Source organism: Nostoc sp., from assembly GCF_036918015.1.
Taxonomy (GTDB): domain Bacteria; phylum Cyanobacteriota; class Cyanobacteriia; order Cyanobacteriales; family Nostocaceae; genus Nostoc.
This window is the reverse complement of record NZ_JBALEO010000073.1, coordinates 19333-31726: the sequence shown is the minus strand read 5'-3', so window position 1 is coordinate 31726 and position 12394 is coordinate 19333. Positions and strand designations below refer to the sequence as shown.

11 protein-coding genes are annotated in these 12394 nt (G+C 42.6%); 4 read left to right on the top strand and 7 right to left on the bottom strand.

Features of this window, described 5'->3' with window-relative positions; genetic code table 11:
- Positions 1-714: 714 nt before the first annotated feature.
- Positions 715-1035, top strand: coding sequence for a hypothetical protein (locus V7K61_RS19310; protein WP_335055657.1), 321 nt, complete (start codon positions 715-717; stop codon positions 1033-1035).
- A 19-nt stretch (positions 1036-1054) separates the two neighbouring features.
- Here V7K61_RS19310 and V7K61_RS19305 read toward each other — a convergent pair whose 3' ends face one another.
- Both V7K61_RS19305 and V7K61_RS19300 read right to left on the bottom strand, forming a co-directional pair.
- Positions 1055-1912: an SDR family NAD(P)-dependent oxidoreductase gene (locus tag V7K61_RS19305; protein ID WP_335055655.1), complete on the bottom strand. Its 858-nt coding sequence runs from the start codon at positions 1910-1912 to the stop codon at positions 1055-1057.
- 57 nt (positions 1913-1969) lie between these two features.
- On the bottom strand, positions 1970-2200 hold the full coding sequence (locus V7K61_RS19300; RefSeq protein WP_335055653.1) for a hypothetical protein: 231 nt from the start codon (positions 2198-2200) through the stop codon (positions 1970-1972).
- A gap of 591 nt (positions 2201-2791) precedes the next feature.
- Here V7K61_RS19300 and tatC point away from each other — a divergent pair.
- Positions 2792-3586 (top strand): twin-arginine translocase subunit TatC, encoded by a 795-nt coding sequence (tatC, locus tag V7K61_RS19295; RefSeq protein ID WP_335055651.1) that lies wholly within the window; start codon positions 2792-2794, stop codon positions 3584-3586.
- Positions 3587-3772: 186 nt separating this feature from the next.
- On the opposite strand, the gene V7K61_RS19290 is transcribed toward tatC, so the two are convergent.
- The 5 genes from V7K61_RS19290 to V7K61_RS19275 form a co-directional block, all read right to left on the bottom strand.
- Positions 3773-4750: a GGDEF domain-containing response regulator gene (locus tag V7K61_RS19290; RefSeq protein ID WP_335055650.1), complete on the bottom strand. Its 978-nt coding sequence runs from the start codon at positions 4748-4750 to the stop codon at positions 3773-3775.
- A gap of 24 nt (positions 4751-4774) precedes the next feature.
- On the bottom strand, positions 4775-4975 hold the full coding sequence (locus V7K61_RS34165) for a DUF4058 family protein (protein WP_442936338.1): 201 nt from the start codon (positions 4973-4975) through the stop codon (positions 4775-4777).
- A gap of 77 nt (positions 4976-5052) precedes the next feature.
- Complete coding sequence (locus tag V7K61_RS19285; RefSeq protein WP_335055648.1) at positions 5053-5220, bottom strand: DUF4058 family protein; 168 nt, start codon at positions 5218-5220, stop codon at positions 5053-5055.
- A 325-nt stretch (positions 5221-5545) separates the two neighbouring features.
- Positions 5546-8599, bottom strand: a complete 3054-nt coding sequence (locus V7K61_RS19280) for an ATP-binding protein (RefSeq protein WP_335055646.1) — start codon at positions 8597-8599, stop codon at positions 5546-5548.
- Between the two features lie 704 nt (positions 8600-9303).
- Positions 9304-9612 (bottom strand): DUF3067 family protein, encoded by a 309-nt coding sequence (locus V7K61_RS19275; protein WP_335055644.1) that lies wholly within the window; start codon positions 9610-9612, stop codon positions 9304-9306.
- A 229-nt stretch (positions 9613-9841) separates the two neighbouring features.
- On the opposite strand from V7K61_RS19275, the gene petC reads away from it, so the two are divergent.
- Both petC and petA read left to right on the top strand, forming a co-directional pair.
- Positions 9842-10381 (top strand): cytochrome b6-f complex iron-sulfur subunit, encoded by a 540-nt coding sequence (petC, locus tag V7K61_RS19270; protein WP_335055642.1) that lies wholly within the window; start codon positions 9842-9844, stop codon positions 10379-10381.
- Positions 10382-10569: 188 nt separating this feature from the next.
- The gene (gene petA / locus V7K61_RS19265; RefSeq protein WP_181932931.1) at positions 10570-11571 is read left to right on the top strand and encodes a cytochrome f; all 1002 of its coding nucleotides are present in this window, start codon (positions 10570-10572) and stop codon (positions 11569-11571) included.
- The last annotated feature ends 823 nt before the right edge of the window (positions 11572-12394 follow it).

Below are 12394 nucleotides of genomic sequence, written 5' to 3'. Positions count from 1 at the left end.
TTATATCTATGTTCGATATAGCACATATTAATGGTGATGTTTTAGTTAAAGTAAGCAGAAATACTACTATAAGTACAAATAGCAAAAATATCTAAGCTTAAATAAGGTACTCTTATGAATATTAAAAATATCCAACACAAAAAAAGGTACTGTTAAGTACAATTTTGTCGCTCTCTTGAACTCATCATCAGCTTGATTTATTAACGAGCTTTCGTCAATTTTACAAAAAAATAATCTACAATTCTTGTAGCATAAGACTTTTAGCAAAAATATTGGTTAATTCAACTTGGGTTTAGAGTCACTTTGTCAATAGACCTCTTGCAAAAGTCCCTAACACCCCACCCCCAACCCCTCCCGAAGAGCGGCTACGGTGTACACCAAGTCTGAAATACTGATTAGCCAAGGGTTTACCCCACCCTAACCCTCCCCTTGGAAAGGGGAGGGAACTGGATTTCTTGTTTCCCTTTACAAGCTACGGTGTACACCAAGTCTGAAATACTGATTAACCAAGGTTTTACCCCACCCTAACCCTCCTCTTAGAAAGGGGAGGGAACTGGATTTCTTGTTTCCCCTTACAAGCTACGGTGTACACCAAGTCTGAAATACTGATTAGCCAAGGTTTTACCCCACCCTAACCCTCCCCTTAGAAAGGGGAGGGAACTGGATTTCTTGTTTCCCCCCTTTACAAGGGGGGATTAAGGGGGGTAATTCGACTTGTGTGTACACCGTAGCCGCTCTTCGGGAGGGGAGACAAAGCGTAGCTTTGGCGGGGTGGGGTTCTTTCTTATTGTTGATTTATGCAAGAGGTCTAATGAAAATCATGATTTTGTGAATGAAAGTCATGATTTTGTCAATGAAAGTCATGATTTTGTCAATGAAAATCATGACTTTGTGAACGAAAATCATGATTTTGTGAATGAAAACCATGATTTTGTTAACGAAAATCATGATTTTGTCAATGAAAACCATGATTTTGTCAATGAAAATCATGATTTTGTTAATGACAGCCTTTGCATTCAGAGTGACGAACTCTGAAGTATTGACAACCAGTAATCTACAACCCCATTGAGTATAAAATTATCTTGTCATGTAGCTGATCGGGCAAAATATGCTTGATCAGCGCTCCAATTTTGGCATCCTGTCCAACAAGATAGCGCGTCTTGGGCTGTTTTGCAGTCAGCGCATGGACAACAACTTGAGCCACAATATCCGCAGAAATTCCCTTAGATGCGAGAATCTGCATTTTTTTGCGGACAATATTCATCGCTTGACCGTAGAGATTTTGTGCCGATTGTGGTAAATCGTATTGTGCTACTTCAGATTGACTAAGAGACTTTTCCCAGATTGGGGTAGCAATAGAACCAGGTTCAATAATTGAAACCGAGATTCCCCAAGGTCGTAACTCCATCCGCATCACATCAGTGAGTGCTTCCAAGGCAAATTTAGAAGCATTATAAGCACCCAAAAACGGCGTTGGACTCCTACCAGCAATGGAACCCATATTGATAATTCGACCCCGACTTTGGCGTAAAAGACCCAGAAAAGCTTGTGTCACAGCTAATTGTCCAGTGACATTAACCTGCATCTGGTGTTGAAATTCTGCGATCGCTAATAATTCTAACGGCCCAGGCACAGCAATTCCGGCATTATTCACTAAACCTAAAATTCCCGTACCACCAACTGCATTTGTTACCATATCAACCGCATCTGCGATCGATTCAGCATCAGTAACATCTAAAAAAATTGGAATCAGCCTTGGCGATCCTTTCTGTTTAAGTGTTTGAGCATCAATATCTTGACGCACTCCAGCAAAAACAGAGAAGCCCAACTGGTCTAAAAGCAAAGCAGTGGCTTGACCAATTCCTGTTGAGGCTCCTGTAACCACTACTGTACGTTGATATTCTACAACCATTAATTTTCTTTGATGATGGGGCTGCCGTAATTACGAATTACGAATTACGAATTAGTATCAATCTTTGCAAGTACCAAACCGAAGGCAATCTTCAGTTTGGTCATCTCTAGCTGATATTTGCCACGGCAAAATGCCTAACTGAGCATTTGTACTATAAGCAATTAGAGCAGCTATTGTGGGAAACTGGTTTTTAACAATTGTCACGTTACTACTAGAAGTATTGCCCAGCTCAACATTGTATAAATAAACAGGCAATGCCATAAGGACAATGCAAATTATCCGGTTCATACCCAACCTCAGCTAACAATTTCCGATTACGATATGTATAGATGCCACCTTGACGAACCGGATTTTTAAAACTGAGTACTAAATGTTGATGTTGTGTTAATTTATGCAGCGCTACTATCCGCAGAGACGTGATTTCTAAATTATCGAACAGAATTCAGGAGTCAGGAGTCAGAATTCAGAATGAATTCTGTGCGACTGGCGGATGAATAATCGGGTTTAAGACCCCCACCAAATTGAAAATTTGGTGGTCAACAAGAAAGTCACGGGTCTGAATCCCCGACTGATTTATTCTGACTCCTGAATTCTGACTTCTGAATTCTTCTTCAATGGTTCCACCTTTTTTTAGGTTAGGCATTGCCTACAAGATGGCTTCCTACTAACTTATGCAGATAGCAACCCCAAAAAACAGGACAAAAAACCCACAGCACCCAAAAACATATCTTAGTAGCTGCATTCCCCAGATAAAATAATGAAGAATGCTGAGTCACCGAAATGGTCGATGACCGACAAACACTCATGATACAAGCCCATAAATAAATTTAGGCTATTGTTAATTTTGAATTTTGAATTTTGAATTCGGAGCGAAGCGACGTGACGCCTTCACAAGACGTAGATACTGTAAACGTTCCTAACCTCGACCCAGAAGGATATGGCAACTCAGACACCGATCCTCTTGATGAGTTGCCAGGTGAAATCGAAATGTCCCTTTTCGACCACCTAGAAGAGTTGCGGCAACGAATTTTCTATTCGTTGATTGCCGTAGCGGTGGGCATTATTGGCTGTTTCTTTGCCGTTAAGCCAATTGTCCAGTTACTTGAGGTTCCAGCACAAGGAGTAAAATTTCTCCAACTTGCACCTGGAGAATATTTCTTTGTCTCCCTGAAAGTTGCCGCCTACACTGGCTTCGTACTTACTAGTCCTTTCATTCTTTACCAGATTATCCAGTTTGTGGTTCCAGGACTGACTCGCCGCGAACGCCGTTTACTGGGGCCTGTGGTTTTGGGTTCGAGTGTGCTGTTTGGAGCGGGTTTAGTATTTGCCTATTTACTTCTTATCCCCGCCGCATTGAAATTTTTCATTAGCTACGGAGCAGATGTAGTCGAACAACTTTGGTCAATTGATAAATATTTTGAATTTGTGCTGCTATTGTTATTCAGCACTGGTTTAGCATTTCAAATTCCCATCATCCAACTGTTGCTCGGTAATTTGAACATTGTCTCGTCAGAACGGATGGTTTCTGGTTGGCGTTACGTAATTATGGGATCAGTGGTTTTAGGAGCCGTCCTGACGCCTTCTACTGACCCCTTGACTCAAAGTCTCTTAGCAGGAGCAGTTTTAGCGCTTTATTTCGGCGGTGTTGGACTGGTGAAGCTCACAGGTAAATAACATTTAGAATAAGTAAGAATTCAGCACCCAGGAGTCAGGAGCCAGAATTTATCAGGAATCTAGAATGATTGGTATATTTATTCATCAAATGTTCTCCTGATTCTTTAACTATTCTGAATTGTGAATTCTGACTCGTGAATTCTTACGGCAAAATGTCTTTAATTTTGAATTTTGAATTTTGAATTGTCATTCCCTTTGCTTCCAATCTACAAGGCGTTTAGCGCGTTTATGCTCATACATTAGCTTGTCAGCCTCTTCTAGCAATTCTTCTAGTGAAACGTTTTCATTTAAAGCACATTGGGTGGCACCAACACTTATGGATAGTTGATATGAGTAATTATGCTCTTGATTAAAGCGATCAATATTTTCTTGCAATCGCGGACGAAATTCATCTGTATTGCCTGGGGAGCAGACAGAAACAAATACTACAAACTCATCTCCTCCTATACGAGCAACAATATCCGACTCACGGAAGCTTTGTTTTAGTAATTGGGCTGTGTCAAAGATCGCTCTGTCTCCTATTTCATGCCCTAGAGAATCATTAATCTGCTTTAAACCATCTAAATCAACAAACAAAAGACAGCAAAATATTTCTGTGCGTCGGGCAATTTTGAATTGATGATTTGCCAGCCAAAAGAAACCACGTCGATTATATAATCCTGTCAATTCATCAGTTAAAGATAGCTGCCTTATCTCTGCTTCAGCCTTCAGGCGTTCCTGAATTTCACCCTCTAGGCTTTGATTTTGTTCAAGAAGTTGTTGGTATTGCTGTTTGATGAGTAGCTGATTTTTGACTCGCATTAGCACTTCAAGTTCTTGAAATGGCTTGGTGATATAGTCTTGTCCACCCAGTTCAAAAGCCTGCAATTTATCATTGATTTGGTCAAGGGCACTAATAAAAATAATCGGAATTTGATCTGTTATTTTTGATGCTTTCAACTGTTGACAAACTTCATAGCCATTCATTCCGGGCATATTAATGTCAAGCAGAATCAGATCCGGGGGATGTCGCTCGGCAGCTTGTAATGCCATTCTCCCGTTGAGGGATTTACGGATGGTATAACCCTGCAACTCTAGCATTTTGGCTAACAACCGTAGATTATCGGGGGTATCGTCTACGACGAGGATATTCGTTTCCGAAGGGGATTTAAGTAAATTAACCATAGGAGAATGGGGAATATTAAAAAACTAATTATTTCTTAACCCTTGTTTGCGTAAAAGGGTATCAGACCATACAGCATGTTCCGATTCTAGGGGTAGTACTGGTTCTTTATTATAATTGACTGCTAAGTAATATCTTGCACGATTGTATATGCCATGCAATAAAAATTGCAAATCTACAATCGGTTCTATATCTTCTGATTGTAAAGGTAGTGGAAATACGGAAATCCTTTCTCTGACACTAAATACGTATAATTTCGCTTAAGGGTGTGTTTCACTTCTGCTAGCAATAATTTGATAATTGGTTACGGAATTTTCCCTAAAATTAACATAGGTTTTCCAATTCTGAGTAAATTAATTTTGACTAAGTGAGAAAGACGAGCTAAAACTTGTTTGCGTTTCAGCCGATATGCTTTTCTACCTTCGCCTAGTCGTTTATTTTTCGGCGATAAAATTTCGATAGATGTCAGCACAAAACCTGTAGAAACTTCACGAATTTCTAAGTAATTTTCCGTAGTATGTTCATCAATTAAATAAGTACGTTGTTCAATACCCGCCCAGAAATAAATTTCAGGGCTAATAGCTAAAGTCTACTGAAGTAGACTAAGGATTTTGGGTATATTTTAGTCATCTTCAGATGACTTTCGCTATTAGCAAGGAACTTCAGTTCCTTGCGGGACACGGCTTTTACGTTAAGTTGACACCAATGGGCAAAGCCCCGCCCCTCTCTGCAAGACGCACTAGCGTTCGTGGGCGGTCTTTTAACTCTAAGCCGAGGAACTCGGAACTCAGCACTCGTTACTCAGCACTCAGCACTGTTTCGGTCAGAGTTGCGATCGCTTCCATCTGGAAGTTATCCACCAGAGATTTCAGATCGTTAGCAAGAATTTGCTCCTGGTTGGGGATTTGAGCAATGAGATTGTAGAGTTCGGTATCGTTGAGATCCAAGGCTGCTTGATGTGCCTGAATCATCCACTCTGGCGACATTACCTGTAAATCTTTGGCGCTTAGGGATTTATGAAGTAAGGTTTGCTGGTCTAACCCTGGTAAAACTTCTTCGCTGTAGCGATAGCGGACTCCCAAGTAGTGAGCAATTCGATCAAATAGGATAGCTTCTATAAATGGTTTGGTGATGTGGTCGTTGCAGCCTGTTTGAATGCTGGTGGTGTAGTCTTCCTCAAAGGCATAAGCTGTCACCGCAATAATCACCACCTCTTTACCTCCCTCCATCCCTCGAATTTGCCGGGTACTTTCATAGCCATCCATCACGGGCATTTGAATGTCCATCAAAATCAAGTGAGGGTGCCATTCTGACCAGAGAGCGATCGCCTCCTTTCCGTTCTCGACTGCACGAACCTCAAACCCAACTAATTCTAATAGCCTGACGAGCAACAGACGATTTTCTTTAACGTCTTCCGCCACCAGAATCCGATAAGTGGGCTGTCCCGGTTCCAGACCAATAACAGCGCCAGTTGTTTCCGGCACGATGATATCCACTGAGTTTACTAGAGTCAGTAAAACCTCACAAATGAAGGTTGACTGCTGATTCAGGATGCTTCGCGCTGTAATATCACCACCCATTAAACGGGCAAACTGACGGCTAATCGATAAGCCTAAGCCTGTACCTTTAGCCTGCCGACCTGATTCTGTTTGCGTGAAGGCTTGAAATACAGCCTCGATATCGGACTGAGCGATACCACATCCAGTGTCTTCAACTTCCAGATGAAGGGTGATGATTGGTTTGGAATCATCGGTAGAAATTGAATCAACTCTCCCGTTCAAAGCTTGTAATCGCAGGGTGACACTGCCTGTTGTCGTAAATTTGATCGCATTGCTTAAGAGGTTGAGGATAATTTGGCGCAGTTTTGATTCGTCACCATACACATAGCGAGGAACGCTGGAATGCTGTTCTGTTCTGAGATCAATTCCTTTGTCTAAAGCTTCGAGGGCAACCATATCTCTGATGGAGTGGATTAGCTGATGCAAATCGAAAGAGTTTTCTGTTAGGTGTAACTGACCCGCTTCAATTTTGGACATTTCCAACACATCGTTGATCAGAGTTAGCAAGTATTCTCCACTGCGGCTGATGATGCCTAAATCTTCTTGAAACTCCGATGGAATTTTGTCGCTGCGGTTCATCAACTGAGTAAATCCCAAAATGGCATTCAGGGGAGTCCGTAGTTCGTGGCTCATTTTAGCGAGGAACTGACTTTTGGCGCGGTTAGCGATCGCGGCTTGTTCTGCGGCTTGTTCTAGAGCAATCTGGGAAAACTCCAGCACTGCCAGCATCAGCGTATTTCGCATCTCAGTAGCGGCTTCCACTTCCGCAACCTCCCAAGCCAAGGAAGTTTCCCGCACCGTTTCCTTCCACATTGCAAAGGACTTCCGAGGAGACAATTGCATCTCTCCAATTTCGTTGATTGTTATCGTATCTTGGGGGTTGCCTGCCCAATTCACCGTCTGGATTTGCTCCGGTCGAAACCAGATAATGTGGTAAGACTTTCGTTTGGCATGGTTGAATAAAATTGAAATTGCTAGAATGCCGCTAGCTTGATCTTTAAATGCCTCCGCTTCTGGATATAAACGTGAGACGGAATCGGTAGCAAACACTCGTTCCCCCTTGTGTTGCACCAACCACATCACCAACTCCTGCACCTGGGTAGCCGATGGCGTTTGACCAACTAATGTCAGATGACCATCAAGTAAAATCGCGGCTCCTTGAGCATGAACTAGAGAAAGCAAGTAAGAAGTATTTCGGATCAACACTTGCTCAATAAAATTGGACTCCTGCAATAACGTCTGTTGCAGTTCATCCTGAATCGCTTTCACCTGCGTTCGGTAAACATCCGATTCTCGGTCTTGCTGATGCACCACCTCGATCGAGGCAAACTGTCCTAAAAATTCACAGGCTTTGCGAGTTTCATAATCCACTAGTTTCGGGCTGTAGTGGTGACAGGCAATTAATCCCCAAAGTCCTTTGTCGTTGATCAACGAAATCGTCATCGACCCAGTAACGCCCATATTCTGTAAGTATTCAATATGACACGGAAACACTCCTCGTAACACAGAATTACTCAGATCAAGGGGTGTATCCGTCGAAGCATGGTTGGTGCGAATCAGGCAGACAGGGGTGTAATTGATATCGGGAATGAATCGCATCCAGTTGCGGCAAAACAACTTGCGGGCTGGTTCGGCAATGTCTATGGCCAAATAGTGCAGTCCCAGGTAGCTTTCTAGATGCCTCTGTTTCTCCTCCGCAATCACCACGCCACTGTCATCTGCGAGAAAGCGGTAGATCATAACCCGATCAAAGCCAGTCATTGTTTTGACTTCTCTGGCAAGGGTTTGAGCTAGATTCGTCAGGCTAGTGGCATTACGGAAATTGGCGATCACGGCTTGCATCCGGTGATATGATTGGATTGAATCGATGCTTTTGAGCGATCGCACAGGTTCTAGTTCCAGGATCAACCCATCTAATATCCGGTACATTACACCTGTAAATGCCTGGTTTTTCTGTTGCCCATCAGTCTCGGCAACCCGTCGCGTTTCTAGCTCAAACGGATTGCAAAACTCTAAGTTATCTTCAGCCAGATAGCCAGCAAGTCGCTGCACTTGAGCGCGGGAAAACAACCGTTGTAAAGGTTGACCCAGCAATGCTTCTGCCGAAATCCCAAAAAACTGTTCCACATTTTCACTAATCTGCAAGATTGTTAGCTGTGGCTCTTGCAGCATCAGCAACATTCCGTATGGCTGAATATAACCGGGAGCATACACTGATTCATCACTGCACACTTTTAAAGCCGTCAATATAGACGCGATCGAGGAGGGCGAGATCGGATTTGGTGATTGCATAATTAAAATTGTGAATTTAAAAATCAAAAAGTTTTTTTTCAACAGAGCGATACTCCTGCGGAGTCGTTACACGATCGCGATCGCTAAACCTCCGTGGGAGAGTAGTTTTACTTTTTGAAGTTCATCGATAATCGATGACCTTCAAAAAGTATTTGCTAAAAAGCCAAAAAGCCAGGGTTTTTACCGGATAAAGAAACTGACAATTCAGGTCATCTGGAAAACCTCACTTCTATTTCTCTCTTCCTTTAAGGCTACGGTGTACACACAAGTCTGAAATAGATGAAAAACCCAAGGTTTTACCCCACCCTAACCCTCCCCGATATATTGGGGAGGGAACTAGATTTCTTGTTTCCCCCCTTTATAAGGGGGGATTAAGGGGGGTAATTACCGAGCCTCAAAGGAGAGAGACTTTGAATTTTCCCCCTTCCCGCGTTGGGAAGGGGGTTAGGGGGTTAGGTTTTTGGTGGACTTTTCCACATAACGTGAAAAGTCAGATAAAGAAAACCGAGTTCTTAATTTTGGATAAAGTTCAGCTAAGGAACGTGGATTAAATAAAATGCAAAACTTCATTCTGTATCTAGCTTCCCTCTCCTTTATAAGGAGAGGGATTGAGGGTGAGGTAAGTCCCGGACATAAATTGTGTGTTATTTAATTCTTATTCTTAAGTTGAAAATTCAGACAACGAAAATTGCCTTGAATCAGTTTCATAATATCCATTCCGAAGCGCGATCGCCCAAATCTAGAGGAATACTGACAGCTTTACCGAGTCGGGGGCGATCGCGTGTTTGGGAAATAAAAGTTTGTACCTGTGTTGATCCGCCCAAGGCATGAAGATAATTGGCAATGGTGTCAAGATGCTCTTGGTACTCCGCCTCACTCAAGGGAAAAGAAGCTTGCTCCAGATATTTCCACATGACTTGCAAAAATATCTTTCCCTGTGCCCGCCGAAACTGGACATCGTAAGAATATCCCCACTTCTCAAGCAATATCTGACGTAATTCCTGTCCTGTCATAGCTTTTCTCAATCAGATTTTACATTTAGTTATGATGTTAAGTTCCGTGACTCCAGTATGATAAGGATATAAAGAAATGTAATGCTAACAGAAAAGATGCTTTTTATATCTTGGAACAAAGAATGATGGCATCGTTGTGAGCGCTAGCATTTCGACTTAGACAAGAGTTGCTCAAGTACTAGTACTTTTGTCAAAATGCTTAACAAAATACACAAAGAGCGCGTAGATTATGGCTCAATTTTCTGAATCAGCAGACGTGCCCGATATGGGGCGTCGTCAGTTCATGAATCTGCTCACTTTTGGGACTGTCACTGGAGTGGCTCTGGGTGCATTGTATCCCGTTGTCAAGTACTTTATTCCACCAGCAGCAGGTGGCGCAGGTGGCGGTGTAACGGCAAAAGATGAGTTAGGTAATGATGTTAGCGTCACTAAATTTCTCGAAAACCGGAATGCAGGCGATCGCAACCTAGTCCAAGGACTAAAGGGAGATCCTACCTATATTGTGGTAGATAGCAAAGAGGCGATCAAAGATTATGGCATTAACGCCATCTGCACCCATTTAGGTTGTGTCGTCCCCTGGAACGTTGCTGAGAACAAATTCAAGTGTCCTTGTCACGGTTCCCAGTATGACGAAACTGGTAAAGTTGTTCGGGGCCCAGCACCTCTGTCTCTGGCTTTAGCCCATACCAACGTAACCGACGACAAAATCGTTTTAACCCCTTGGACTGAAACCGACTTCCGCACAGGTGATGCACCTTGGTGGGGTTAATCAGTGCTGAGTGCAAAGTGCTGAGTGCTGAGTAAGGGAGTGAAGAAGCAGAGGGGCAGAGGAGATAATAGTAACTCCTAACTCCTAACTCCTAACTGCTAACTCCTAACTCAGCACTCAGCACTAAGTACTCAGCACTCCTAATGACCAATGACTAATGACTAATTCAATCGTCGCCCTTATTAGAGATGAGAAATGTTTTCCTAACAGCGAGGTTAACTCGCAGTGCTAGAGCAATTGTAAAAACATTGCTCATAGCGATCGCTACTGTGACATTTTACTTCACCAGCGATCTAGCCCTTCCCCAATCAGCTGCCGCCTATCCCTTTTGGGCACAGCAAACCTATCCCGAAACCCCCCGCGAACCAACAGGGCGAATTGTTTGTGCCAACTGTCACCTAGCCGCCAAGGTTACAGAAGTGGAAGTTCCCCAATCGGTGCTACCTGACACTGTATTCAAAGCTGTGGTGAAAATCCCCTACGATCTAAGCGCCCAGCAGGTTGGTGCCGATGGTTCTAAGGTTGGCTTGAATGTCGGTGCAGTACTGATGCTACCCGAAGGCTTTAAGATTGCTCCTGAAGACCGTCTTTCCGAAGAACTTAAAGAAGAAGTTGGCGACACTTTCTACCAACCCTACAGCGAAGGCAAAGATAACGTCGTCATCGTCGGTCCTTTACCCGGCGAACAGTATCAGGAAATCGTCTTCCCAGTTCTTTCTCCCAACCCCGCAACCGACAAAAACATCCACTTCGGTAAATATTCAGTTCACGTAGGTGGTAATCGGGGACGCGGACAAGTTTATCCCACAGGCGAAAAGAGCAATAACGCTGTTTACAACGCTTCCGCTACTGGCACAATTACCAAGATTGCCAAAGAGGAAGATGGAGACGGTAACGTTAAATATCTAGTCAACATCCAACCGGAATCGGGTGATGTTGTCGTTGATACGATTCCTTTAGGGCCAGACTTGCTTGTTTCCGAAGGGCAAGCAGTTAAAACTGGTGATGCTTTGACCAGCAACCCGAACGTCGGTGGATTCGGTCAAATAGATGCAGAAATCGTATTACAAGACGCTTCCAGAGTCAAATGGATGATTGCATTCATCGCTCTTGTAATGTTAGCTCAAGTTATGCTGGTGCTGAAGAAGAAGCAGGTTGAGAAAGTTCAAGCTGCTGAAATGAATTTCTAAATTCTTTGCTAAATTATTACTTGTAGGACAGGCATCTTGCCTGTCTTTTTTAATGTTAGTTACACAAAGCCTAAAAATTTGGGGCTTAACTGCTAGTATTTGAGCGTAAATGCTTTAAAAACACAAACAAAATAAACCTTTTTCAAAAATAACTTCTGGAAGAATAAGTGTTTTAAATAAAATCTATTAATAAGTAATGTACTATGGAAATCCGGTTTTATTTCTGAAAAAAATTAAGTATTTGTAGGGTGCATTATGACTTTAGTCTAACGCACCAAACCCTTGAAAATGGTGCGTTACGCTTCGCGATAACACACCCTATGTGTTGTTCAAAAATCAAATAGTAATCCTATAGTGTTTTAAACATACTAATGTATGTCAATTAAAATTCTGCATATATTCCAGCCAGCAGCTTTTTTGGGCGACTTTCCCAAGCAATTTTATCCAGAATTTTTCCGTTTAATACTCTCAGGATGTTGTACAGAAAAATAAAATTATGCATAACACCAAGAATTATATGGAATTTTTCCCTATAATTACCCTTTAAAGAGTAGTTATATGGAAAAATTTTGTACAATAATATCCAAATCTGGATGTAAAATATAGCCGTCCTAAATGATTAGTGAACTTCTTTCCTTCTTCTCTTGGCGCTCTTCTCTACGAGAGGCTGCGCGTTTACCTAGTGTCTCGAAGAGAAGGCGGCTTCTCCATATACCAGAAAATGGACGAGTCGTTTTTTGACCTGTTCGAGCAACTACGCGCAGATCGGTTGATTCCGTAGAACCTCGGTGGATGGCACTGGTAGCGTTTTTTGGGTGCCGAA